Here is a 24733-nt window from a genome sequence, read left to right on the forward strand (position 1 = left end):
GCTTGTAATATTCTTTTAAAATCAGTATTTTAGTTGTTGTCATTTTTGAATTTTTTCGTCCTGATTGGTCATCTTATGTTTTTCTACTTGTCAGGCGAGCCGGATTTTGACTACCAATACCGAGAAATTTGATGAACTGGAAAAAACCTGTGAGACACCGACACGATGGCTGAGCCGCAGACTGCATCCCGGAAATTTGACGTCGCCATCATCGGGGCGGGTGTTGTCGGCTGCGCCCTTGCCAGACGATTGACGCTGGACGGCGCCCAAGTGGTCGTTCTGGAAAAGGCGCCGGACGTTCTGGACGGCGCGTCCAAGGGCAACAGCGCCATTTTGCATACCGGTTTCGACGCCCCGCCGGGGTCGTTGGAGCAGGCCTGCATTGCACGGGGATACCGGGAATATCTGGACCTGTCCGAAGAACTGGGCCTGCCCATCCTGAAAACCGGGGCCCTTGTTCTGGCGTGGAATGACGAACAGGTGGCCAAGCTGCCCTCCCTGATGGAGAAGGCCCGTAAAAACGGGGTTGAGGATGTGGAGGAACTGGACCGGGCTGACATCCTGAAACGGGAGCCACACCTGTCGGAAACGGTGGCGGGCGGGTTTCTGGTGCCGGGCGAGTATCTGATTGACCCGTGGACAACGGCCCATGCCTATTTGTTGCAGGCGCTGGAAAACGGGGCCGAGGTCCGGCGGGATGCCGAGGTTCTGTCCGGCAATTTTGATGGGGCCGGATGGACCCTGTCCACCACAGCCGGGCCGGTGGAGGCCGGGCAGGTGATCAACTCTGCAGGTCTGTACGGGGATATTGTGGACCAGCGGCTTCTGGGTCAGTCCAGCTTCAAGGTGACACCGCGCAAGGGGCAGTTCGTGGTTTTCGACAAGACCGCCGCTGCGCTGGCGTCGGCCATCCTTTTGCCGGTCCCGACGGAAAAGACAAAGGGCATCGTGGTATGCCGGACCATTTTCGGCAACCTGCTGGTTGGTCCAACTGCCGAGGATCAGGAAAGCCGAACCGATGCGTCCACGGATGCGGAAATGCTGCAAGGCCTGCGCGACCGGGGGATCGAGATGATCCCCGAACTTGAGGCGCAGGAAGTGACAACCGTTTATGCGGGATTGCGCCCGGCAACGGAGTATCAGGATTTCCAGATACAGTATCGGGAAGATCAGGCATATGTAACGGTCGGGGGTATTCGGTCCACCGGGCTGAGTGCGGCCCTTGGAATTGCCCGGCATGTGTCGGAACTGATGGGCGCAGAGGCCCGTTTTTCCGGGCCTTTGGAGGCCCCGATCCTGCCCCGCGTGAACGCGCTGTCAAATTACCATGAGCGGGATTGGGAGCGACCGGACAATGGCGGAATTGTCTGTCACTGTGAGTTGGTGACCCGGCGGGAAATCGAGGCGGCCCTTGACGGGCCCCTGCCGCCAGCCACCCTTGCGGGCCTGAAACGACGGACGCGGGTGTGCATGGGCCGATGTCAGGGCTTCTATTGCACAGGGGAGCTGGCAAAAATCACCGCAGGACGGTTCAAGACACCAATAGGCGATAAAAAATGATGCGTCGTGACACTGATATACCCGAAACCTGTGATGTGGCCGTTGTTGGCGGCGGCACATCGGGATTGGCCCTTGCCGCCGAATTGAAGCGGTTGGGGATCGGGTCCGTTGTGGTTCTGGAGCGCGAGCAGGACGCGGGCGGCATTCCCCGCCATTGCGGGCATTATCCCTTTGGGGTGCGGGAGTATGGACGGCTTTTGAAGGGGCCGGAATATGCCCGTCGCAATGTGGAGGCCGCGGTCAAGGCCGGGGTCGCCATTCATACGCAAACGACAGTAACAGCCCTGCATCCGGACGGGGAATTGAGCCTGTCCACACCGGCCGGGGTATGCACCTTGAAGGCGCGCCGGGTTGTCCTGTGTACGGGCGTGCGGGAAAGCAGCCGTGCCCAGCGTTTTGTGGGCGGAGAGCGTCCGCAAGGGGTGATGTCCACGGGGGCGTTGCAGTCGCTGGTCTATCTTGGCGGGATGCGGCCGTTCAGAAATCCTGTCATTCTGGGATCGGAACTGGTGTCCTTTTCCGCCATCGCCACCTGCACGCATCTTGGGATTCGGCCCGTTGCCATGATCGAGGAGGAATCGCGCATTGTCGCCCGCCCGGTTTTCAGGCCATACCTGATGATGCATCAAGTGCGTCTGTTTACCGGTGCCCGGAAAACCCGGATCATCGGTCGGGACCGGGTCGAGGCGGTGGAATTTGAAAATGCGTCCGGGGCGCTGACCCATATCGAGACGGACGGGGTGATCATTTCCGGGCGCTTCCGCCCTGAATCTGCCTTGTTGCGGGCCAGTCATCTGGAACTGGATAGGGGCAGCGGGGGACCGGCCATCGACCAGTTCGGGCAATGTTCGGACCCGGCCTATTATTCCACGGGGAACCTGCTGCGACCCGCGGAAACATCCAGTTGGTGCTGGCATGAAGGGGTGGAAACCGCCCGTAATATTGCCGAAGACCTGTCCGGGTCGGCCTGGACCGTGCGGGGATCGGTTTCCTTGACGATCAGCGATCCGGCTATCCGGTTTGTTGTTCCGCAACGCCTGACGCTGACGGATCGCCCGGGAGGTATGACACAGATGCAGGTGGGGCTGAGCGCGCCGGTGCAGGGGCGGATGAGCGCGAAAAGCGGGGACCGGGAAATCTGGTCCGCCCGTCTTCATTCCCGCCCTGTGCGCAGAATTCTTTTCCCGCTGGACCCGTTGCGGACAGCCTCTCTTGAAAAGACAATCGAACTATCCGTTTCAAGGAGGGGGTAACGTGAAAATTGCCGGTATTGATCAGGGCACCACAAGCACCCGCGCCCTGTTGGTTGATTCAGATGGCCGCATCGAGGTGGTTCATTCGGTGGAGCATCACCAGCTTTACCCCCGCGAAGGATGGGTGGAGCATGACCCTGAGGAACTGATCGCCAATATTCAGGCTTGCGTTGCGGCAGCGGGCAAGGTGGATGCCTTCGGGATCGACAATCAGGGGGAAAGTTGCCTTGCCTGGGATGCCCGGACCAAGGAGGCGTTATCGCCGGTGATTGTCTGGCAGGATAACCGGACACTGGCGGAAATCGAGCGCCTGAGGGAAGAGGGGCGGGAGCCTGAGGTTCTGGCGCGGGCGGGATTGCCGCTGGACCCGTATTTTTCCGCCAGCAAAATGGCGTGGATCGTCCGGAATATCCCCGAGGCGGCAGCGGCCCTGTCGCGGGGGAGCTTGCGGCTTGGGACGACGGATGCGTTTTTCCTCGACCGGTTGACGGGGCGCTTTGTCACCGATGTGAGCACGGCCAGCCGGACATCCTTGATGAACCTTGAAACCCAGTGCTGGGACGAGACGCTGTGTGCGCTGTTCGGGGTTCCTGTTGAAACCCTGCCGGACATTGTCCCGACAACAGGGGATTTCGGGGCGCTGGACACGGAATACGGGCCTATCCCCGTGACCACCAGTGTGGTGGATCAGCAGGCCGCCCTGTACGGTTTCGGATGCCGCCAGAAAGGCGATGCCAAGATTACCTTCGGGACCGGGGCGTTTGCCCTGATGGTGACGGGGGCGGAAATTGTTCGTGACCCGGAGGCCGGACTGTTGCCGACGGTAGCATGGCAGAAATCCGGCGAGGCGCCGGTTTTCGCTGTGGATGGCGGGGTGTATACGGCCAGTGCCGCGCTGAACTGGGCAAAGGGACTGGGGCTGTTCAAGGACCTGTCGGAGATCAATTCCTTCTATACCCCGTCGGCCATCGGCACCGGGCTTGCCTTTGTTCCGGCGCTGGCCGGTCTGGGGTGCCCGTACTGGGACCCGCGGGCGCGCGGGGCATGGGTCGGGCTGTCGCTGGATCACAAGCCGCTGCAATTGGTCCAGTCCATTCTGGAAGGGGTGGCCTTTCGCGCCGCCGAGGTGATCGAGGCCATGAATGCCTGCGTCCCGGTTCGGGAGGCCCTGTCCATTGATGGCGGCATGAGCAAGAACCCCTATTTCGTGCAGTTTCTGGCCAATGTAACCGGACGGGAAATCCGCCCAGCCATCATGCCGGAACTGACCGGGCTTGGGACCGTGCAACTGGCGGCCGATTATCTCGGTTTCAAGCCGGCCACGGTGTCGCAGTTCAGCGAATGCAAGCCCGCCGCGGATGGCCGGGGTGATTTGCGGCGGTTCAAGGAAATTGTCGAGCTGTCTCGCGCTCTTGGGAAACAGTAATCAGGTCAGGGCCTTGCGGCGCTGCCATGCTCGTTCAAGATGGTCATGCAGCAGGCGGGATAGGGTGTCCGGCTCCTCGTGGGCAATGGCGTCAAGAATTTCCTGATGCTCCTCGTTGGCCTCGACCCGGTGGTCGGGAGACAGGTTCTTGCCCGCAAGGCTGATATGGACGCGGCGCTGCAGGTTGGTGGCGATTTCCAGCAGGGTCTTGTTGTGTGAGGCTTCCATCAGGATGCGGTGGAACTCGGTATTGGCAAGGGACCATTCAAGGGCGTCGTCCGGTCCGACACGATCCTGCATTTCCTTGTGCAGGACTTGCAGTTCGGCCATTTCCTCGAACGAAATGTTGCGGCAGGCCAGTTGCCCCAGCTTTTCCCAGATCCAGCACATTGTGTGGACCATTTCGGTGACTTCTTCCTTGCTGGGCAGGACCACTTCGGCGCCGAAATTGGGCCGGATGCGAATAAGGCCCCGTTCGGCCAGCGTCTTGAAGGCTTCGCGCAGCGGTGTACGGGACACCCCCAGACGATTGGACAGGTCCTGTTCCCGCAGGCGGTCGCCTCCCCGTAGCTGGTTGGTGGCGATCATGTCTTCAATCACACTGACAATTTCAGCGGAATAGGACTTGGCGCGCAGTCGTTGTACAGAAGTGCTCATATCTTCAGGACCATATTCTTGATTCGCGCCCTGTATAGCGAAAACAGGACGCGACTTCATTCTTCTTTCAGGTCAGGGGGCGGAAAACATCAGGAACTGTTGCCTTCCGCCTCCTTGATCCGCTGTTAGAGGCCCAGCATCTGCTTGGACAGGATGGTTCGCTGAACCTCACTGGAACCGGCATAGATGGTGGACGCCCGACCGTTCAGGTGCTTGGCGGTCACGGCCTGTGCATATTCCGGCCCGACAAACCGCTTGTTGCTGGACGGCTCCCGGGTTTCCGGCTCGTTCGGAACGGCGTAATAGGAAATGGCATCCATTCTGAGTTCAGACAGGCGCTGCCCGATCTCGGACCCCATCAGCTTGAACATGGAGGCTTTCGGGCCGGGGTTCTGACCCTGACTGAGGGCGGACATGAACCGCTTCTCGGTATATTCGGCAGAGATGACCTCAACCTCAAGGTTGGTCAGCCGGCGACGGAAATCGTCGTCTTCCATCAGGCTGCCGCCCATGCCGTTGCGTTCCATGCTGGCGATTTTCCGGATGTCGAGGATACCGGCCTTCAGGGCCGGGGTATAGGCAACCGCGCCGCGCTCGAATTCCAGAAGATACTTGGCCACGGTCCAGCCTTCATTTTCGGCGCCAACGCGGTTGGATTTGGGAACCCGCACATCGTCGAAGAAGACCTGATTGAGGTCATGATCGCCGGACAGCATGATGATCGGCTGAACGGTCACGCCGGGGGCTTTCATGTCGATCAGCAGGAAGGAGATGCCTTCCTGTTTCTTGCCTTCGTTGGAGGTCCGGACCAGACAGAAGCACATGTCGCCATAGTGGGCGCCGGTGGTCCAGATCTTGGTGCCATTGACGATATAGTCGTCCCCATCGCTTTTCGCCTGTGTCTGCAGGGAAGCAAGGTCGGAACCGGAGCCCGGCTCGGAATATCCCTGACACCAGTTCAGTTCGTGACGGGCGATTCGCGGAAGATGCTCGGCCTTCTGTTCGTCGGTGCCGAACTTGTGAATGATCGGGCCAACCATGCGGAAACCCATGCTGTTGACCAGCGGGGTACCGGCCAATGCGCATTCTGATTCGAAGATATAGCGCTGCACGCTGTTCCAGCCCGGGCCGCCCATTTCCTTCGGCCATGTATAGGCCAGCCAGCCCTTCTGACCCAGAATCCGGGCCCATTTGTCACCCGTGGCCGGGTCCGAACGGACCGCGCCGCCAAGGGCTGTGTTGTATCGAATGTCTTCTGTCAGGTTTTCTTTCAGAAAAGAGCGTACTTCCTCCTGAAAGGCCTGATCCTCTTTACTCAGTTTTAAATCCATCTAACCGCTCTCTTGTTATTATTTTTCGTTTGTTTCACAAATTTTGGAATTTACCAAAATTCAATATTGCACATTGTATACAATTTTGCTAGTAAGATACTCGTGACGCTCAAAAGTCCGATGAATGCAAAGAATAATAATAAAAAGGGCAATCTGACAGGTAATCCATTTCAAGTGTCATTTCGGTATCAAGCTGAACCTTCTTGCTACCTCTTCCTGGACCGGATTATCTATCAGATTCACGGAGGCTCTGGGCGTCACATCCCCAGCCTCGAATCGCCGATACAGTTCAGGAGTTTCCCGTGAGCAATACTGATACCGAAAATAGCTATGATCCGTTTCAGCATAAACTTGTTCCGACAAAGACATTTGATGAACTGAAGGTCGGGGATCGGTTCCCCATTCCCTCCCGGACGCTTGGCGATGCCAACTTTGCCGCGTTCCAGCTTGCCTCCGGGGACAATCACCCGATCCATTACGATGACGAATATTGCCGGAAGCTGGGCTATTCCGGTCTGCTGGCGCACGGCTTTCAGGTCCTGATCCAGACAGCCCCCGGCGCCGGTCTGTTCCCTCATGTTCTGGGGGATATCATGATTGGCTTTATTGATCAGTCCAGCCGGTTCCTGAAACCGTTGGTCAGTGGTGACACGGTCTATCCCATGCTTGAAATTTCCGAGCTGAAACGCCAGAAAAGCACGGGGATCGTGACCTTGAAATCAACAGTTCATAATCAGAGGAATGAACTGTTGATGGAGGGAGAGCAGCGGTTCCTGGTTCGCCTAGGCTAGGAACTCACGCTAGAAATACGAGGCAATCCGCTCATTCATCATTTCGGTTGTACCATCGGTATAGGCTGAGATTTTCGCGCAGATCATATGATGACCGAGACGATTTTCCTCCAGCAGTCCATTCGCTCCCATGGACTGAATGCACGCCGCTATTGCCGGGATCGTGACCTCCCCCGATACCTTCTTGGCGATAGCGGCGCTTCGCACGGCATCCTGTCCCGCATCAATCAGGCCCGCCGCTTTTTCCGACAGGACATCCAGAATTTCCAGTTTTGTGGCAACATCCGCAAGCGACCAGCCAAGGCCCTGATGATCGATCAGCCGGGTTCCGAAGGTGGTGCGCTCCCGTCCATAGGCGAGGGCGGTTTCAAGGGCATCCTCAACCATGCCGGCGCACATTCCCGCCACATAGGTGCGCGCGCCATTGATGCTGTTCATGGCAATCTTGAACGCCTCGCCCGGCGGGGAGAGCATGTCCTCTGCGGTTAGCCGGTAATCTTCCAGCGAGAAGGTCGCAGCGCCGATGCCCGTGCCGCCCATAACCGCATGGGGTTCGCCGCGCACAAAGCCGGGCCGGGAGGCGTCAATCAGGAAAGAGGCAATGCCGCGCCATCCCTTTTCAGGATCGGTTTGGGCGTAAAGCATGAAGATATCCGCCTTGTCCGCATAGGTGATCCACGCCTTCGATCCATTGAGGACCCAGCCGTCGCCGTCCCGTGTGGCGGTGGTCTGGATCGCGGCAAAGTCACTGCCAGCGCTGGGCTCGGTCAGGGCGGTGCAACCGATCAACTGGCCGGAGCGCACCTGCGGGGCAATATCCTCGCGGTGCCGGGCGACGGGGCTGCTCGCGAGGCGGGCGGCGATATTCTGGCTGTTCACAAGGGCAAAAGTGTGGGACATGGAATGGCGCGCCAACGCTCGCGACAGTTTCAGTTTTTCAGAAAAACTGGCCCCAAGGCCGCCCTGTTCCGTCGGGGTTTCAAGGGACAGGAACCCCACCTTCCCGGCCGCCTGAAAAAGAGAGCGCGGGGTCGATTTCGCCTGTTCCCATATCAGGGCGTTGGGGCGCAGAATTTCGGTTCCAAGGGTATCGGCGATATGCTGGAGATCGGGGCGGAGCGCGGTCATTTTCTTTCCTTTTTTCCGTTCAGGGTATCAAAGCCGGACGCCAAGGCAAGCGCCTTGCCCCGCAAGTGGCGAGATTTCCGCAATGAAGAAAAAAGCCGCCATTGCCGATTGTTCGGAAAATCAGCCATACCTTATTTTCCGGGTTTCTGTAGTATGGGCGGTCGGGTCCGGCCTGACCCGCATGAAGGATGAGAGTGGCAGGTGACATGAAAACAGCAATTCGCGGCAGTATCGTTTCTTTCCGGGATGACCCTTTTCTCGTTGGGGAAGAGGATTTCCTCTATTACGAGCAGGATGGGCTTGTGGTGATGGAGGCCGGGAAAATCACGGCGGTCGGCCCGGCGGACAGGTTGCTGCCGACCCTAGGAGATGATGTGCCCGTAACCCGCTATGGGGACGGGTTGATCCTGCCGGGGTTTATCGATTGTCATGTGCATTACCCGCAAACCCAGATCATTGGCGCCTATGGCAAGCAGCTTATCGACTGGCTGAACAAATACACCTTTGTGGCAGAGCAGAATTTTTCCGATCGGGATCATGCCTCGCTGGCGGCGCACCTGTTCCTGAAAGAGGCGCTGGCCAGCGGGACGACCACGGCCTCGGTTTTCTGTACGGTGGACCCCGTATCGGTGGATGCGTTCTTTGAGCAATCCGTGCGGGCCGGAATGCGCAATATCGCCGGTAAGGTCCTGATGGACAGACATGCCCCGGCCGCCCTTCTGGATACGGCGCAAACCGGATATGACCAGACCAAGGCGCTGATTGAAAAATGGCACGGCAAGGGCCGGTCCCTTTACAGTGTGACGCCGCGCTTCGCCCCGACCAGCACGCCGGAACAGATGGAAATGACCGGCGCCGTCTGGAAAGAACATCCGGGCACCTATCTGCAATCCCACATTTCAGAAAACCTGAAGGAAATCGAATGGGTCAAGGAATTGTACCCGGATCAGCAGGGGTATCTGGATGTGTATGAAGCCTTTGGCCAGCTTGGCCCGCGGGCCATCTATGGCCACGGTGTCCATCTGAAGGAACGGGAATGCCAGCGCCTGCATGAAACCGGCACGGCGCTGGCCCATTGTCCCACATCCAACATGTTTCTGGGCAGCGGCCTGTTCAGGGTTCGAAATGCCGCCAAGGCCGCACGGCCCGTTCGGGTCGGACTTGCCACGGACCTTGGCGCGGGGACCAGTTTCTCGATGCTGCGCACCATGGGGGAGGCCTATAAGGTGGCGCAACTGGGGGGCGCCAGCCTGAATGCCTTTGAGGCCTTTTATCTGGCAACACGCGGGGCGGCGAAAGCCCTCTATCTGGAGGATACCATTGGCTCCATTGCCCCCGGCATGGAGGCGGATATGGTGGTTCTGGACCTGAAGGCGACGGAATTGCTCCGCTATCGGTTGCAGGGGGTGAACTCGCTGGAAGAACAGTTGTTCGTCCTGATGACACTGGCTGATTCGGAGATTGTCCGGGCGACCTATGTGGCGGGGGAAGTGGCCGCCAGCCGAAATTCGGAAAGTGGGCGCGTCAGTTTTTCGAAATTGTAACGTTTCCATTCGTTTTATAGGTGTTTGTCGGGAAAACGCCTTTTATTCCGGCATTTTGGAGTGTCACAAAGGTTTAACGGAACTCCTTTTGACAGTCTCCGGTTGAGAATCAATTCTCCTGATCAAATGAATAAGTAAATCTGATCTCAGGAGGCTTTTCAGTCCCATGATCCAATATCTTGCGGCGCCGTTTCCCGGGCGCCGGAGTATCCAAAACCGTTTCGCCCGTCTCGCCCGCTTTTTGCCCACCCGGTTCCCATCCCTTTCCATTCGGGGAAAGCTGGCCACGTCGTTTGTCTTCATGATCTTGATGACGGTTCTGGGCACCGTGACGGGCACATCGGGCCTGAACGAATTGCGGCGTCACGCCCGTGATGTTGCCGATGTGGTGCTGCCCGCCATGATGGAGGCGCGGGAGCTGCAGGCCTCAATCGACAAGATCAACAGTCTGGCCCCGTCCTATCAGAATCTGAGCAGCAAGGAAGAGGCCGAGGCGCTTTCCGTGCGGGTCTCAAGCCTGTTTGAGGAAGCCTTTGAGCAGTTGAACCGACTGGCCGAGACCGCCGGGGAGGGGCAGGAGGATGCCCGCGTGGCCGGATTTACAGAGAAACTGGTCGCGCTCAAGGCGGGCCAGAAGGCGATGGAGAAAGAGCTTCGGGAAAAACTTGTTCTGCAAGGCACCATCGACAGTCTGGAGGCCCGGCTTGGCAAGGCCCATGAGGCAATCAGTGCCGCCGTCCTGCCGATTACGGTCAATTCCCTGTTCGACCTGCAATCGGTGCTGAACAATCTGGCCACGGTTGACGATACGGTGGCTGTGGGGCAGGCCCTTGCCAAGAACGAGGTGAACAAGGCCTCTTTTGCGGGAACCATGCTGGCCTCGGCCAACCTTATTCTGGGCAATATACGGACCCTTCCGTCCCTTGCGGGGAAAAAGGAGATCGTTCCCCTGATGCGCCAGAATGCACGGGAGGCCGGCCGGCTTGAAAGCGCCTATCGCGGTTTTGTGGGGACACCGGAATATGACATCCTGAAGCAGCCGGTCAGTGATTTTCTGGAGTTCGGGAAGCGCAATTCGGAAAACAACCTGTTCCTGAGATATATGGAACTGGCCGAGTTTGACGCCCGTCTTGCAACTCTGGCCACCCGGCAACGGGAGGGGATGGCCGAGGTGAACGGCTTGATCCAGGCCTTTGCCGAAAAGAATGGCCAACAGGTTCGCGGGGCCATGCAGGCCGTCCAGTCGGAAGCGGCTGCCAGAATGCAGGAGATGCTGGTTCTGCTGGGGGCCATCATTCTGCTGGCCGCCGGGGTCATGTATTTTGTCGTTCACCGCAATATCATTCAGCGCCTGACCGGCCTTGCCGCCAGTATGGCGAGGCTGGCGGCGGGCAATACGGCGGACCCGGTTCACATGAACGGGCAGGACGAGATTGCCCGGATGGCCGCACAGGTGGAAACCTTCCGCCTGACAGCGGTCGAGCGGGAGGCCCTGAACGCCGAGGCGGCCCGCCGGGCAGAGGAAGACAAGCAGCGGGAACGCCGTCAGGCAGAACAGGCCCGTGCCGATGCCGAGCGGGACGCACAGCAGCGCGACGAACAGCAACGCGCCATGGAGGAAATGCGGCTGGCCACCCTGAACAGTATGGCCGAACAGTTTGAGGGGGCGACCTCGGAAATTCTGGCCGGTGTGGTGGCGTCCGCCGCCGGGCTGCAACGGACGGCGGAACAGCTTGCCAATACGGCGACCGATACGGTTGGCAAGGCGGGCGACGTGCGATCCCTTGCGACAAAGGGGGCCGAAAACATGCAGGATGTGTCCCGGTCCAGTCTGGAGCTTCTGGACAGCATGAAGCGGATTTCCGGTCTGGTCGAGAAATCCCGCAGCGCGTCGGACAGTGCCTGTCTGGATGCCAGCAGCGCTTCTGCCGGGATGCGGCAACTGGGCGTTGCCATTACGGAAATCGACAAAAGCGTCACCCTGATCGAGGATATTGCCCGTCAGACCCACCTTCTGGCCCTCAACGCCTCGATCGAGGCAAGCCGGTCCGGTGAGGCGGGCAAGGGGTTTGCGGTTGTGGCATCAGAGGTCAAGAAGTTGGCCAGCCAGACGGCCCATGTCACCAGTGAAATTTCCGAACAGATTCGGGATATCCAGACAGAAAGCCGGGAAGCCGGACGGGCCACGGAAACGGTTCATGAAACGGTCACAGGGATGAACGATATTGTGCGCGAAATTACCCGGACAATCGGGGAGCAGCAGATGTCGGTGACCGGAATTGCCGATGCGATCGGCGGCGCCGCCGCAGAGGCCGAACAAATCCGCTGCCATGCCCGGGATGTGGATGCGTTCGCGCAAGAGTCTCGTGACGGGGTCGAGGAGGCACGGGCGGACACAACGGTTCTGAGTACCCGCGCCCAGGAACTGGCAGGGGAGATCGACACGTTTCTTTCCCGAATCTGTAACGGCTGACCCTGTCGGGGTACGGCTTTCAAGAGGGAAGGAAAGGGGCAGGAGTGATGATGTTGCAGCTTGAAAACAAACAGGGTCAAACCCCGACCATGGCCTGCATCCTGGAGTATGTGCCGGCCATTTGCGAGGAAACCCGGTGCGAGGATGTGGCGGAGATGTTCCGCAAGTTTGAGGGGGTTCACGGGTTTGCCATTGTGAGAGGAGATCGGCCGGTGGGGTTGATCGCCCGGGAGACCCTGACCATTCGGCTGGCAACCCAGTTTGGCCATGCCATCTATGCCAAGCGGCCGGTATGGGAACTGATGGAGGAGGCCCCCCTGATCGTTGAGCTTTGCGAGGATATTGACGCGGTGGAGCGGATGATCACCGATGGGTATCATCACGCCTTGTCCTCCGGCTTTATTATCGTGCAGGATGGGGCCTACCGGGGGATGGGGACGGCCCTGTCCCTGATGCGAAAAAGCGTGGAGCGGACCCGCATTCGCAATGCCCAGCTTGAAATCAGTAATGAGCGTGCCGAACATGCGGCCCGTGTAAAGTCGCAATTTCTGGCCAATATGAGCCATGAGTTGCGCACCCCGCTGAACGCGGTTATCGGCTTTTCAGAACTGATCGTGTCCAAGGCGTTCGGCGAGATTGAGCCGCCCCGCTATGGCCAATATGTGGTTGATATTCTGGAAAGCGGTCGGCACCTTCTGTCCATGATCAACGATATTCTGGATATGTCGAAAATCGAGGCCGGGCGCTACACCGTTGATGAGCGGCAGATCGATCTTTGTCATGTGATCAGGACCGTTTGCAAGATGTGCGGCGTTCTGGCCTCAAGAAAAGGGGTGCAGATCCAGTGCGACATGCCCGCCGAAGGCCCGATCCTGATCGGGGACGAGCGGGCCATCAAGCAGATGCTTCTGAATCTGGTGTCCAACGGTGTCAAATATACCGAACGGGGCGGGGCGGTAACCTTGCGGGGGCACAGCCAGCCCGATGGCAGTGTGTCGCTGGAGATTATTGATACGGGGATCGGCATTCCGGAAGAGGAACTGCCGGGGATCATGGAGCCTTTCGTTCAGGCGGGCAACAACCGGACCAGCAAGGACGAGGGAACCGGGTTGGGGCTGGCAATCGTCAAGGCGCTGGCAGACCTGCATGACACAAGAATTGACATGAAAAGCGCGGTCGGGGTCGGGACCACCGTGATCCTGACATTCCCGGCGGCCCGAAATTTCAGCCTTCGTCCGGCGGCGTGACGCTCAGGCCCCTTTCGGGGGCTGGCCACCAAGGGCGGTGGTAATCTCACCTGCGAAAAAGCGGGTCGTTTCGCCAATTTCCTGAAGCTGGGCGGTGGAAATGCGGGCGGCCGGGCCCGAGATGGAAACCGCCGCCATGGGTTCGGCATATTCGTCATAGATAACACTGGCCACACAGCGAAGACCGACGGCGTGTTCCTCGTCATCAAGGGCGAAGCCAAGCGGGCGGCAACCGGCCAGATGCTGTTTCAGTTGGTCCGGGTCGGTAATGGTCTTGTCTGTCAGTCTGGCAAGTCCTTCGGTTGAAGCAATCCGGTCAATATCGGCGTCGGTCATGGTCATCAGGATGGCCTTGCCCACCCCCGAGCAATGCAGGGGAACCCGCTTGCCGGGCTTGGAGTAGACCCGCATCATTTCCCGGCTTTCCACTTGCGCCAGATAGATCACATGGTCCCCGTCCGGAATGGCAAGATTGATGGTCTCGCCGCTTTTTTCCATCATGCGCCGCATGAACGGGCGGGCAACGGACACCAGATCGCGGGAGGACAGAAACCCGTTGCCAGCGACAAAGGCCTGAAGGCCGATCTGCCAGTGGCTGCTGTCCCGGTCATACTGAACGTATCGTTCCTCCTGCAGGGTGGTCAGCAGCCGGTGGGTGGTGGACGGGGCCAGCCCCAGCTTGCGGGCGATGCCGGTCAGGGTCAGACCCGGCGAGTTGTCCGCGATTACATTGAGAACGGAAAGGGCGCGGGTCAGGGACTGGACCTGTCCGCTGCGGGATTTGGGGGCGTCGGGCGCGGTGGTCATTTGGCTATTCATTTCCATATTGTGAAAACGTTTCCAAATAATATTCCATCCCTGTCGCCGACCTGTCAATATGACAACAGGAAAATGCCGGTCCGCCCGGTGCGGGGCCGCAATATGAGGCAGAAGAGGTATTGGAATGTCTGATCGTGTGACTATTGGAAATCTTCAGGTTGCCCGGCCGCTGTTCGATCTGGTGGAAAATGAAATTCTGCCCGGGCTGGATGTGGCGCCGGATACGGTTTGGGGAACGCTTGAGCGGATCGTAGGGACTTTCGGCCCCCGCAACCGCGCCCTTCTGGAAAAGCGCGAGGATTTGCAGGCGCAAATTGATCAATGGCACCGGGACCGCAAGGGCCAGGCCCATGATCCGGTTGCCTATAAGACATTTTTGACAGAGATCGGTTATCTGGTGCCGGAAGGCGACCCGTTCACCGTGACCACGGACAAGGTGGACCCGGAAATCGGCCGGGTCGCGGGGCCGCAACTGGTGGTGCCTGTCATGAATGCCCGCTACGCCCTGAACGCCGCCAATGCCCGGTGGGGCAGCCTGTATGATGCCCTGTACGGAACGGATGTGATCCCGGACGAGGGCGGGGCCGAAGCCGGCGGTGCCTACAACCCGGTGCGGGGGGCGAAAGTTGTTCGCTATGCGGCTGAATTCCTTGATCGCACGGCACCCCTTGCCAACGGATCGCACGCGGATGCCGCCCGGTATGCGCTGGATGGTCAATCCTTGCAGGTCACCCTGACCAACGGGACCGTTACCGGGCTTGCAAAACCGGAACAGTTCGCCGGGTATCGGGGCACAGACAGCCTGACATCGGTGTTGCTGGTGAATAACGGCCTGCATCTTGAAATCCAGATTGACCCGGACCATCCGATCGGGCGGGACCACCCTGCCGGGGTCAAGGATGTGCTGATGGAAGCGGCCCTGTCCACCATTCAGGATTGCGAGGATTCCGTTGCTGCCGTGGATGCGGACGACAAGGTGACCGTCTATCGCAACTGGCTGGGCCTTATGAAGGGGGATCTTGCCGACAGCTTTGATAAGGGGGGCGCGCTGGTAACCCGCCGTCTGAACGGAGACCGGGCTTATACGGCGCCGGACGGATCGGACCTGTCCCTGCATGGGCGCAGCCTGCTGCTGGTGCGGAATGTGGGGCATCTGATGACCACGCCGGCCGTTCTGGAGGGGGATGGCCGGGAAATCCCGGAAGGCATTCTGGACGCGGTGATGACAAGCCTTTGTGCGGTGCATGACCTGAAGGGCAATGGTCCCTATCGGAACAGCCGTGCCGGCAGTGTTTATATTGTCAAACCCAAGATGCATGGCCCGGAAGAGGCGGCCTTCACCAATGACCTGTTTAACGCGGTCGAGGACGGGCTGGGACTGGCCAGAAATACCCTGAAGGTCGGCGTCATGGACGAGGAACGGCGGACAACGGTCAACCTGAAGGAATGTATCCGGGCGGTATCAGAACGGATTTTCTTCATCAATACGGGCTTTTTGGACCGGACCGGCGACGAGATTCATACCAGCATGGAAATGGGCCCCTTCATGCGCAAGGACGATGCCAAGGGCGAACCATGGATTGCGGCCTATGAGGACTGGAATGTGGATATCGGCCTTGAGGTCGGCCTGCCCGGTCATGCCCAGATCGGCAAGGGGATGTGGGCCAAGCCCGATGAAATGGCAGAGATGATGAGTGCGAAAATCGGGCATCCCATGGCCGGGGCCAACTGTGCCTGGGTGCCGTCGCCAACCGCGGCCACCTTGCATGCCATGCATTATCACGGGGTTTCCGTGCGGGCACGGCAGGAAGATTTGAAATCCCGTCCGCGGGCCAGCCTTGATGACATCCTGACCCCGCCGCTGCTGGCCGGGGAAAATCTGGCGCCGGAGGATATTCTGGCCGAGATTGAGAATAACGCCCAAGGGATTCTTGGCTATGTGGTGCGCTGGATCGATCAGGGGGTTGGCTGTTCCAAGGTCCCGGATATCAACAATGTGGGCCTGATGGAGGATCGGGCGACCTTGCGGATTTCCAGCCAGCATATCGCCAACTGGCTGCATCATGGCATTTGCAGTGAAGATCAGGTGATGACGATCATGAAGCGCATGGCCGCCGTGGTGGATGACCAGAATGCCGGTGATCCGCTCTATCGGAACATGGCCGATGATTTTGCCGGGTCCGTTGCGTTTCAGGCGGCCTGTGATCTGGTGTTCAAGGGACGGGTCCAGCCCAGCGGCTATACGGAACCTGTCCTGCATGCCCGCCGGATTGAAGCCAAGGCCCGTTCAGCCGGATAAAGAAGACCCTGCAAGGGCAGGGGCGGCACTTTTCGTGTGGTCGCCGCCCTCCCTTGAAGTGGAAGTGTCAGGTTATCGCCCTTGATCAGTATTGCAAATACACCTAAAAGATGTTCAATATTTGGTTGAGGGGCTGTCAGGGTTGCGTATGGTGATCCACACTCACCTGCCGCGCCCTGTTTGTGGTCGCCGTGCAAGCCTGCAAGACAACAGGCTTGTCTGGTTCCGGCATTGGGAAAAGTCCATTAGGGGAAGATATTGAGCGAAAAAAACAAACCCAAAAATGCGGTCGAGGGTGACATGGATATGGACCTTGGCGCATTGGACAACAATGTCGGTTACCACATGCGAAAAGCGGTCCTTGCGTCGCAGGGCTCCTTTCTCAGGGAAACCGGTGTCAAACTGCTGACCGGGCAATATTCGGTCATGGAAATCATTGCCCAAAATCCGGGCCGAACCCAATCCGCCATCGCCCATGCGGCCGGTCTGGACCGCTCGTCGCTGGTGCCGATCCTCAACCAGTTTCAGAAAAATGACCTGATCGTTCGCGAACCCGTCGAGAATGACAAGCGGGCCTATGCGGTTTCGCTGACGGAGAAGGGCCAGAAGGAGCTGGAGGACCTGCGGGAAAAGGTCACCCGGATGGAACAGCGGTTCATCACCGGCCTTGGTGTTCGCAACCACAAGCAACTGATCACGCTGCTCAAAAAATTCCTGGACGTGCTCTAGCGTCCGAGGGGGGTAAAGTGTTCAAACCGGGCCACCTCCACCACAGGCGGAGGCAGCCGGGCTTGTCGATCAGGAATGTTCCAGAGTGAGACGGGTGCGTCTCAGGAATTCCGGTGGGTTGGAGAGTTCCGGGTTTGGCCGAATTCCGATGAACCCACCTTTCTGGAACAGCCTGACAGGCCGGTCCATCCGGGTTTCCAGACTGATTTCGCCGCCTTCCATCAGGAACGATTTCCATTCTTCCGAAACGCTTTCGGCGACAGACGGACGGATACTTCCCTTCTCAAGAACCGTGAGCATATGGCCCTGTGCGGTCGTCGCAAGCTGCTCCCGGAAATCGTCCGGCTCGGCCGGGGTGAGCAGGTCCAGTTCCTTGCTGGCAAAAACCCTGTCCAGTAGGCCGTCATCGGTGAAGGAGGCCTCAAGATGGGCCAACTCCACAATGCGGGTGCTGTCGATAACGGCCTGCAGGTCTTTCATGTTGCCCCGAAACAGGGTTTGAAGAATATTGCCATCCTGTATCAGATTGGCGGCAAGGGGGGCGCCAGTTTCCCACAGCCGTGCGGCATCGGTCCGTTCAAGGGCGACCTTCATGGCGATGTCCCCAAACTCGGGCGCCTCACCGGTCAATGCCAGATCAACGCTGGAGGCTTCCAGGTCAGCCGTGAACGACACCGACAGGTCAACTGTCAGGTTCTGGTATCCGGCATAGAGGATATAATTTGACCAGTACCGTGCGGGACAGCGGATGCTTGAACATTTTCGGGCAACGTCCAGGACCGGTAGTGTCGCGGATGATAATTGGACCGTTGCTTCGGTCAGAAACTCATCCTCAAATGCAAGGCCAGTGAGCCGGGCGCTTTCAATATCGACGGGAACTTGCCCGAAAGCATCGTGATACAGGGTCACATCCGACAGGGTTGTGGCGCCTGTTAGGACATTGTGGGACACCGTTTCATATCGGATATAGGTGTCCAGTTTCCATTGGTACAGCGCGTCTTCCACCGCCCGTTTTGCCTGACCCGAGGCATAGTGGTTCAGGCCGGTAATGCCCGCGATCAGCAGGCCGGAGATACCAAGACCGGCAAAGAGGAATTTTTTGTTCATTGGTCAGTCTTCGAAGGGGCCTGGATCGGTGTGTCGATCAATTCCGGATAGGCATGGTCCATAAGGTATTGCAGGTCTTCCGCCTCCCGGCAGCGTTCTTGCGTGCAGATAACGACCGTGTCAGCCTCTACCGCCACATCAAGGGCAAGGTCCAGATCGGCTTTCGGGGCTGTATTCGTGGTTTCCAGATTTCCCTTAATCAGCATCCAGTCTCCCTTTTTGGGTGCCTCTGGCAGTCCCTCCGGCAGGGTGATGGTTATGGGGCGGGGCCAGTTGGCTGTGGCAATCGGTCCGTCCATATCCGAAAGACGAACCATCAGTTTGGTCTGCCGCGTCCCGTCATCGACCAAGCTGTGCGAGATTGTCTCTGACAGGGAAGGCATGTGGAAAGAGCGGTCAAGATAGAAGGCCAGACGGGCCGGATAGCCACCAAGTTCGAGCCTGTTGCTCAATGTGTCTTGCAGTTCTCGTAAGGCCGCCAGCTCCTTTTCCTTTTGTACTTTTTCCTGCTGAGCCCGTTCCTCTTCTGCAGCTTTTTCCCTCGCGATCCGCTCTTGTTCCTCGCGCAGGCGGATGGCCACAACCCTGCTGTTGATGTCTTCTTCCGTAAAGGTGTGGAGGAGTTGTTTGCGACCCTCATCCGCATAGACCTTCAGTTCCAGAATTTTGAGGTCCAACTTGCCGTATCCATGACGATAGTTATAGTGAGCCCGCGAATTTGCTTCTACAAGGTCAATTCTGTCAATTCTGACAAGATAATGGGTATAGACTTTTCTCCCATACTTTTTCTGCGCGACCAGCGTCTCGGCCTTTTGCCGGGACAGGGGAAGTTCTGTGATAATGGGCGAAGGAAGGGCATCCTGCCTGAAAATCTGAGGATATGTACCAGAGGACGCGTTAATATTGCATGCTAGTCTTGGGGGGGCATACTGCGCAGAAAATTGGCCTCCGAATGACACGGGAAAAACTTCTTTTCCAAAGTCGTAGGACTTAAATTTTTCAGAATAGAAATAGGTTGCATAGATCGGGGTTGAGATCAGGTTTTCCTGTAAATCTGCCTTTGCCGCGTCCAGATACGCCCGAAGATCAAACTCGTTATCTTTTGTCTTACGATAGCGGCCGCAGTTCCACTGTCTTGCATAGTTCCGGATATCCCCGTCATTTGCCAGCAGGGCCGGGTTGTCGCCAAAGAATTTACGCACCAGTTTCAGGGTTTTGATCGGCTCAGCCGTATTCCAAAAGTTTTCAATCTCCCGCTGCCGGGGGGAGAGGGCGGCCATTGTCGGGCTGTCCTGATCGTTTTCAGATGTGCCTGATGCCTCGGCTGTGCTGGCAGGGTCAGCGATTGCTGTGGTAGCGGGGGCAGGGCTCTCGGACGCTTTGGGAGTGTCAGACGTGTCGGGGGTGGCAGTCACGGTGGGGGTGCCTGATGCCTTGGCCATGTTGGCGGGGGCATCGGCGGTGGCGGCAGGTTTCCAGCCATCGGCGGCCTTGGCATTCCCCTGAAAGAGGGGCTGTGCCATATTTTCTGCAAGACCGGTGACCGTGGCCGTTTCCGCGTCGGGGCATTCCCGATCGATGATCTGTCCGACCTTCGGCAGGAAGGATGGGAAGGTCTCCCCTTCAAAGAAGGTGGGGTCCTTGGCGCGGACTGTGACTGACAGGTCTTTTCGGCACCATTGCCCGTCCCGGACATCCATTTCGATGGAGACACCCAGTTTGGATGACTTGGCAAAGACATGTGTGGGGGGCGTATCGGCGGAGGCCGCCGGGGACACCAGCCCTCCGAAGAGGGCGAGTGTCACGCCAAGGGCGCGAAGAGGGGGCCTGGTCATTACAGAATCTCCCAGGCACCATCCGTTGCTTTACAGGCGGTGAAGCTGTCTTGCCCCTGTTTGTCGCCCTTTTTGGAGGTAACCTCAAGGTCCCGGCATGTGGTGGCAACCTGAACCTCTTCGGCAATCAGGCCCTCGGCATCCAGATCAATGGGCTCACCAAGGCTGTCCTGACCTTTGCCTTCTTTCTCCAGCTTGGCGGCATTTTCTGCGAAGGTTGACTGGTTACGAATTGCCGGTGTGGGCGCAGCCTCGGCGACGGTTGCAGCCGCGGGAGCTTTCTCCACAAGGGGCTCATAGACAAAGCCGACGGTCCGGTTGTTTTTGGCAACGACAATCCACGGCTTGCCCTCGACCCGGCCAACCGCATTGAAGCGTTCCTGCTCTTGCAGGCTGCCGACAATTTCGGCGTCGGTTGACGGAGATTTACGGATGTTCGAACTTTTCAGGGAGTGATATTCTTCGCCCAGCAGGGTCAGCGGGGGCATTTCGGAAATCCGCCGGTCGCGATAAAGGGTGACTGTCTTCGTTTCTTGGCGTGTATTGACGGTCTGAATTTCGGCTTCAGCGCCTGTTTTCGGGCTGTTCCAGACGATCTTCTGGCCGTCCTCGCTCTTCTCAAGGGCGGTTGCGGTTTCAGCTTCGACGGCGGCCTGTTCCTGCTCATCAAGGATCTTGCCAAGCTGGTTGCCGATATAGGCGCCGGCAAGGGTCCCGATGGCCGTGCCCACCAGTTGCCCGGCGCCTTTTCCAAATTGCGCCCCGATGATGGCCCCGCCTACGGCGCCGAGAACAGTTCCGAATGTTTCGCCGGAATTGGTTGTCTGGCAGCCAGACAAGACCGCAGTTGAAATCAGGAGGGCGGCAACAGCTTTTTTCGACATGCTTTTTCCTTGCTTACCGGTTAGGAATTGAATTTTCTTCACTAATAATCCAAATAGTTGAAATTAAACAATAAATTTAATTTATCTAAAATTTTACAGACAGGGGCGCGAGGGAGCGGGGAAAGGCGGAGGGGAGCGGTCCGGCGGTGTTGATTCGGGCTTTTTTGGCTGCCGCATAGGTTGTGGATGTGTTTATTTAACATTTACCTAAAATTGTATTATTTAATAAAATCAATATTTAGTAGTGCGGATGTTTGCTTTACACACGTTATAGTAATTTAATCGCTAAAGCTGTTGTTTTGTAAATTTTAACAACTTTAACGCTTGTTTTTCGGTGCCGATTTTGGAATGTTTTTCAGGACGAGCAGGGATCGAATGATAAAAGGGGAGTTGATATGCAGTTGATGTTTAATGAATTGGGCCGCTTTATTTCTGTAAAATCTCACTATTCAAGTTTTGTTTTTACATATTCTTTAATTCTTCTTGTTTCCATCCTGTCTGTCTTCCTTTTCCTTGCTGAAGCGGATGCCCCGGACCTTGATGGACAGGTGGCCGTTTTTTCCGATATCCGCTAAAGGATTGATTGCGGTGCTGACCGGTCTTTTGTGCTTCACATTTTCCTGAATAGAGAGAGGCACACACTTAATTAAGATATGGGGATTTATGCTGTCCGTCCGAAGAGCCGGTTTATTCCGGTCAGGCCGGCGCCTGCTGGAAGGCGGCGCGGGAATGGGTACAAGGTTAAGGAAGACTGTCACCGACAGCGGGCATGATGACGGACACAGCGGACAGGTTAGAGATATACAGGGCACGGGCCGTTGGAACGAACGTCAATGAACGATCGCTATTGGCGACCGATTACCTGAACCATTTCAACGAAGCCCTGATGCTGGCCGAACTGGTTCTGGACATGCCGGATATGATCGATGAATTTCAGGAATGGCAGCCGCGCCCCTATAAGGAACATTTCAGGGGCAGCGGCATCGCGGACAGGGAATTGGCGATTGAAGCCTATGACATTTCCCCGCCGGAATACCGGCAGGCATTTGACACCATTGTCAAAATGTTGAATAAGCAGATACTGTATTTGCAAAGACTGTTTAAGGAAGAGCGTGCCGCGTTGGAGGCCGGGAAACCGGTGGCGTTGTTACCGGCAAAATGCGCCCTGATCCGGCAACTGATTGACCGGGCGGCTGCGGTGATCAACGGTCATGTGAAAGAGGTCGCCCCGATTGCCGGAGGGCAGGACGCACCGAACGGGGAAGCAAGGGTGGGCGCGGAGGCGCCTCGGAACACATCCCGGCACGTCGCAGCGGAAGGAGAGACGCTGGATCAGTCGGATATTGACGCCTTGTTCAGTTGAGCAGGGAAAGAGGAAAGGGGCGATCCGCATGCTGCGAGCGCCGAGAGGAACGGGGACAATAACAGCGGGACTTTTGGCCGGGATGATGGTTCTGGGCGGGGGGACGTTGGCGCAGGCTTCCACGGCGGCCTTTGGCAACACGGACCGGGCGTGTCTTGCCTCCTTTCAGAAGCCGGAGACAGGGCTGGCCCGAAAATCGGTTGAAACCACCATCAATAACAAAAAAAGTTCTTCGGAAATAAAGACCTTTGCCCGCAGCGTTGATGGCTTCAAGCCGTCCGCCAAGGGCCGGCAACTGGGGCTGGCGCATTCGCGTTTCGCCTATAATCTCAGAATTCAACTGGCCTCGAAACGGATTGAAGGCAGACGCTGTTTCGGGGTCCGCAAGGTGGGCGTTGAACTGGCCCTCGTCCGCTCTGAAATCTTCATCGACAAGAAATACCGACCGGGCAGTTGTGCCTATAAGGCAATTCTGGCCCATGAGCGGGAACATGTGGCGATCAATGAGCGGGTCTGGGACCAGTATAGCAAACATATCGAGGCGGAGGTGGCCCGGTTGGCGGCGGACATCAAGCCGTTCTATGGCAGCCGGTCCGACAAGGCATCGAAAATGGTATCGGAACGGCTGTCCCGGGAATTGAAACCCTTGCTGGATCAGGTCAACGAAACGCGTGCCGAGGAAAACAGCCGGATCGACAGCGAAAAAAGCTATCGGGAGGTCCGCGCCCGATGTGTGCACTGGTAATCAGGGCAACCGGGAGTTTACAATTCTTTTAGGGTATTGCCTGTATGATTGCCAAAGTGGGGCCGGCGAAGGCCTCGTCGGAGAGTGGGAAAAGCCTATGACGATCGGTCCGGATATCAAGGGATTGTTGGATGAACTGGAGGCGCGGCAGGCGGCGGTGGAAGCCGCAGCCACAGACACTGCGCCCTATTCGGAAAACAGACGCTATCGCAGGAGCCGGGTTGTCTGGGAGGCCCGCCTGAAAATGTCCTTGCAGGACGTGACATTGCGCAGCAGGATCACCGAGGTGAAAGGGGTTGTGCGGGATGTGTCGGCCAACGGCGCCCGTGTGGACCTGTTTGGCGAACTGGATCTGGAGGCGGACCTGGAAATGATCCTGCCCAGTATTGCCACGTTCCCGTGCAAGGCTGTCTGGGCAAAGGGGCAACAGGTCGGGCTTCAGTTCAAGGACAGCCCGGATCAGGTCTATCAGGCGATTTCAAGAGTGTTTACCGGTTTCAAGTGATGACGTGAGATGGAAGACAGGCGATTTCAAAAAGCCTCTGTGCTGCTGTATGATCCTCAGTCGACCATGCGTTACAATACCCGTGTCGCGTTACTGCATATGGGCTTTGGGGATGTGGAAGCGGTCAGTGACTTCAACGAGTTTCTGCACAAGGCCAGCACCGGCAGTTATGATCTGATCATCGGCGATACCCGGGAAGGCGGCGGAGATACCTGCAGCATTGTCCGCGATATCCGGCAGAGCCAGGTTGGCAAGAACCCGTTCGTCAATGTGATTGTCACCCTTTGGGATACCAGCCCGGACCTTGTCAACGAGGTGATCGGGTGCGGTGCGGATGACCTGATCAGCCGCCCCATGTCGGAAGCCCAGTTGCGGGACCGGATTTCCGGCCTGATAACGGCCCGCAAACCCTTCATCGTGACCAAGGATTATATTGGCCCGGAGCGGCGTCAGATTGTCCGGGGGTTGTCCTCGACCCCGCCCATGGTGGTCCCCAACTCCCTTCAGGCCAAAGCCGAGAACCGGCCCGAGATGGATGCCACGCCGGACAATATCAAGCTGGCCCTTGAGGCGGTCAACGAGCGGAAAATCTCCATTTACACGGAACAGTTCCTGCGGGGATCGGCCCGTATTCTCAACCTGCCGGAAACGCTGGAAGGGCTGGATGAACGCCAGATACTGGTGCGGGACATGTTGAAAATGAACGAGGATCTGGCGGAACGCTTAAGCGGCGATGCGTTCGCCCATGTTGTGGTGCTGTGTGATGCCATGCGGGACTTGTTGCGGCGTATTCTGGGATCGGCCAGTCCGTTGCAGGAAATGCAGAAGGAGTTGCTGCTGCAAATCCCGTTTGCCATTCACAAGGCCTGTAAGGATGCGCGGGAGTCGGCGGAAATGGCGTTTGATATCGGGGCACTGTCGGAACAGTTGAGGGAGGCGGGCTCCCTTGAGGGTAAAAAGAGGACCGGGGCGGATCGTCGCCAGTCTTCGGATGCGGATGAGGTTGTTTGACGCAAGGGACAACTTGTGTTCTGTTG

Annotated in this window: 22 protein-coding genes; 13 read left to right on the plus strand and 9 right to left on the minus strand. The window is 57.8% G+C overall.

Annotation, left to right across the window (positions count from 1 at the left end; all coding sequences use genetic code 11):
• Window positions 1-165: 165 nt before the first annotated feature.
• Genes FQB27_RS03120 through FQB27_RS03130 form a run of 3 tightly spaced genes read left to right on the plus strand, consistent with a single transcriptional unit; the run spans window position 166 to window position 4239 of the window.
• Complete coding sequence (locus FQB27_RS03120) at window positions 166-1560, plus strand: NAD(P)/FAD-dependent oxidoreductase (protein ID WP_169559396.1); 1395 nt, start codon at window positions 166-168, stop codon at window positions 1558-1560.
• Window positions 1557-2813 (plus strand): NAD(P)/FAD-dependent oxidoreductase, encoded by a 1257-nt coding sequence (locus FQB27_RS03125; protein ID WP_206374249.1) that lies wholly within the window; start codon window positions 1557-1559, stop codon window positions 2811-2813. The genes FQB27_RS03120 and FQB27_RS03125 overlap by 4 nt, the downstream gene beginning before the upstream one ends.
• 1 nt (window position 2814) lies before the next feature.
• Window positions 2815-4239, plus strand: coding sequence for an FGGY family carbohydrate kinase (locus FQB27_RS03130; RefSeq protein ID WP_169559397.1), 1425 nt, complete (start codon window positions 2815-2817; stop codon window positions 4237-4239).
• On the opposite strand, the gene FQB27_RS03135 is transcribed toward FQB27_RS03130, so the two are convergent.
• On the minus strand, window positions 4240-4896 hold the full coding sequence (locus tag FQB27_RS03135) for a GntR family transcriptional regulator (protein WP_169559398.1): 657 nt from the start codon (window positions 4894-4896) through the stop codon (window positions 4240-4242). It abuts the gene before it with no gap.
• 125 nt (window positions 4897-5021) lie between these two features.
• On the minus strand, window positions 5022-6227 hold the full coding sequence (locus tag FQB27_RS03140; protein WP_169559399.1) for an acyl-CoA dehydrogenase family protein: 1206 nt from the start codon (window positions 6225-6227) through the stop codon (window positions 5022-5024).
• A 302-nt stretch (window positions 6228-6529) separates the two neighbouring features.
• Here FQB27_RS03140 and FQB27_RS03145 point away from each other — a divergent pair, with 302 nt between their 5' ends.
• On the plus strand, window positions 6530-7018 hold the full coding sequence (locus FQB27_RS03145; RefSeq protein ID WP_169559400.1) for a MaoC family dehydratase: 489 nt from the start codon (window positions 6530-6532) through the stop codon (window positions 7016-7018).
• A gap of 9 nt (window positions 7019-7027) precedes the next feature.
• Here the strand turns inward: FQB27_RS03145 and FQB27_RS03150 are convergent, their stop codons facing one another.
• Together FQB27_RS03150 and FQB27_RS16775 are read right to left on the minus strand one after the other, a co-directional pair.
• The gene (locus FQB27_RS03150; protein ID WP_169559401.1) at window positions 7028-8146 is read right to left on the minus strand and encodes an acyl-CoA dehydrogenase family protein; all 1119 of its coding nucleotides are present in this window, start codon (window positions 8144-8146) and stop codon (window positions 7028-7030) included.
• The gene (locus tag FQB27_RS16775) at window positions 8143-8274 is read right to left on the minus strand and encodes a hypothetical protein (RefSeq protein ID WP_277346007.1); all 132 of its coding nucleotides are present in this window, start codon (window positions 8272-8274) and stop codon (window positions 8143-8145) included. The genes FQB27_RS03150 and FQB27_RS16775 overlap by 4 nt, the downstream gene beginning before the upstream one ends.
• 78 nt (window positions 8275-8352) lie before the next feature.
• On the opposite strand from FQB27_RS16775, the gene guaD reads away from it, so the two are divergent.
• From guaD to FQB27_RS03165, 3 genes are all read left to right on the plus strand, one after another.
• The gene (gene guaD / locus FQB27_RS03155; RefSeq protein WP_169559402.1) at window positions 8353-9690 is read left to right on the plus strand and encodes a guanine deaminase; all 1338 of its coding nucleotides are present in this window, start codon (window positions 8353-8355) and stop codon (window positions 9688-9690) included.
• 166 nt (window positions 9691-9856) lie between these two features.
• Entirely contained in the window at window positions 9857-12163 is a 2307-nt protein-coding gene (locus FQB27_RS03160; protein ID WP_169559403.1) for a methyl-accepting chemotaxis protein, read from the plus strand.
• Between the two features lie 47 nt (window positions 12164-12210).
• A complete protein-coding gene (locus FQB27_RS03165) occupies window positions 12211-13410 on the plus strand; it encodes a sensor histidine kinase (RefSeq protein WP_169559404.1) in 1200 nt (399 codons plus the stop codon).
• A gap of 3 nt (window positions 13411-13413) precedes the next feature.
• Here the strand turns inward: FQB27_RS03165 and FQB27_RS03170 are convergent, their stop codons facing one another.
• Window positions 13414-14217 (minus strand): IclR family transcriptional regulator, encoded by an 804-nt coding sequence (locus FQB27_RS03170; protein ID WP_169559405.1) that lies wholly within the window; start codon window positions 14215-14217, stop codon window positions 13414-13416.
• A 136-nt stretch (window positions 14218-14353) separates the two neighbouring features.
• Between FQB27_RS03170 and FQB27_RS03175 the strand changes: the two genes are divergently transcribed.
• Both FQB27_RS03175 and FQB27_RS03180 read left to right on the plus strand, forming a co-directional pair.
• Entirely contained in the window at window positions 14354-16528 is a 2175-nt protein-coding gene (locus tag FQB27_RS03175; RefSeq protein WP_169559406.1) for a malate synthase G, read from the plus strand.
• Window positions 16529-16786: 258 nt separating this feature from the next.
• The gene (locus FQB27_RS03180; RefSeq protein WP_169559407.1) at window positions 16787-17257 is read left to right on the plus strand and encodes a MarR family winged helix-turn-helix transcriptional regulator; all 471 of its coding nucleotides are present in this window, start codon (window positions 16787-16789) and stop codon (window positions 17255-17257) included.
• Between the two features lie 69 nt (window positions 17258-17326).
• Here the strand turns inward: FQB27_RS03180 and FQB27_RS03185 are convergent, their stop codons facing one another.
• From FQB27_RS03185 to FQB27_RS03200, 4 genes are all read right to left on the minus strand, one after another.
• The gene (locus tag FQB27_RS03185; RefSeq protein WP_169559408.1) at window positions 17327-18364 is read right to left on the minus strand and encodes a hypothetical protein; all 1038 of its coding nucleotides are present in this window, start codon (window positions 18362-18364) and stop codon (window positions 17327-17329) included.
• Complete coding sequence (locus tag FQB27_RS03190) at window positions 18361-20199, minus strand: DUF4852 domain-containing protein (RefSeq protein WP_169559409.1); 1839 nt, start codon at window positions 20197-20199, stop codon at window positions 18361-18363. Before FQB27_RS03190 ends, FQB27_RS03185 begins: the two co-directional genes overlap by 4 nt.
• Window positions 20199-21083, minus strand: coding sequence for a glycine zipper 2TM domain-containing protein (locus tag FQB27_RS03195; RefSeq protein WP_169559410.1), 885 nt, complete (start codon window positions 21081-21083; stop codon window positions 20199-20201). Before FQB27_RS03195 ends, FQB27_RS03190 begins: the two co-directional genes overlap by 1 nt.
• A 473-nt stretch (window positions 21084-21556) precedes the next feature.
• Window positions 21557-21697, minus strand: a complete 141-nt coding sequence (locus FQB27_RS03200; protein ID WP_169559411.1) for a hypothetical protein — start codon at window positions 21695-21697, stop codon at window positions 21557-21559.
• Window positions 21698-21852: 155 nt separating this feature from the next.
• Between FQB27_RS03200 and FQB27_RS03205 the strand changes: the two genes are divergently transcribed.
• From FQB27_RS03205 to FQB27_RS03220, 4 genes are all read left to right on the plus strand, one after another.
• Window positions 21853-22446: a hypothetical protein gene (locus FQB27_RS03205; RefSeq protein ID WP_169559412.1), complete on the plus strand. Its 594-nt coding sequence runs from the start codon at window positions 21853-21855 to the stop codon at window positions 22444-22446.
• A 28-nt stretch (window positions 22447-22474) separates the two neighbouring features.
• Window positions 22475-23191: a hypothetical protein gene (locus tag FQB27_RS03210; protein ID WP_169559413.1), complete on the plus strand. Its 717-nt coding sequence runs from the start codon at window positions 22475-22477 to the stop codon at window positions 23189-23191.
• Window positions 23192-23288: 97 nt separating this feature from the next.
• Window positions 23289-23696, plus strand: a complete 408-nt coding sequence (locus FQB27_RS03215) for a PilZ domain-containing protein (protein ID WP_169559414.1) — start codon at window positions 23289-23291, stop codon at window positions 23694-23696.
• 9 nt (window positions 23697-23705) lie between these two features.
• Entirely contained in the window at window positions 23706-24707 is a 1002-nt protein-coding gene (locus FQB27_RS03220; protein ID WP_169559415.1) for a response regulator, read from the plus strand.
• Window positions 24708-24733 lie beyond the last annotated feature (26 nt).

This window comes from Sneathiella chinensis (assembly GCF_012720115.1).
Lineage (GTDB): Bacteria > Pseudomonadota > Alphaproteobacteria > Sneathiellales > Sneathiellaceae > Sneathiella > Sneathiella chinensis.